Consider the following 392-nt stretch of genomic DNA (forward strand, 5'->3'; position numbering starts at 1 on the left):
GTGCGAGTGACCGACGCTGCGCCAGAACGCGGTCGGGATACCGGGTGGTTCGACCCGGACATATTCGACGTGGAAGTTCGGGATGTCGTAGACGAGATCGATCGCGCCTTCCGTCGTGTCGGGATCAAGACCGTTGCGGAACGCCGGCGGCGCCCAGCGCGCGATCACAGAAGAGCCGGCGAAGCGATTGTTCCAGGCGATCGGCTTGCCGGATGCATCGAGCCCGACCGAGATCCGGTCGCACCAATACGGCCGGTACATGTCGTGCTGAATGTCCTCCTCGCGGGTCCACACCAACTTGAGCGGCGCATCGACCTGCCTGGCGATCTGCACGGCGCGGATCACGCCATCGACCTCGAGCCTGCGGCCAAAGCCGCCGCCGAGTAAATGAT

Annotated in this window: 1 protein-coding gene; it reads right to left on the minus strand. The window is 64.5% G+C overall.

The window, feature by feature from the left end; translation table 11 throughout:
- A partial coding sequence (locus FOE67_RS28540) for a molybdopterin cofactor-binding domain-containing protein (RefSeq protein WP_182667660.1) occupies positions 1–392 on the minus strand: 392 nt, incomplete at both ends.

Origin of the sequence: Streptomyces calidiresistens (assembly GCF_014141525.1) — a bacterium.
Taxonomy (GTDB): domain Bacteria; phylum Actinomycetota; class Actinomycetes; order Streptomycetales; family Streptomycetaceae; genus Streptomyces; species Streptomyces calidiresistens.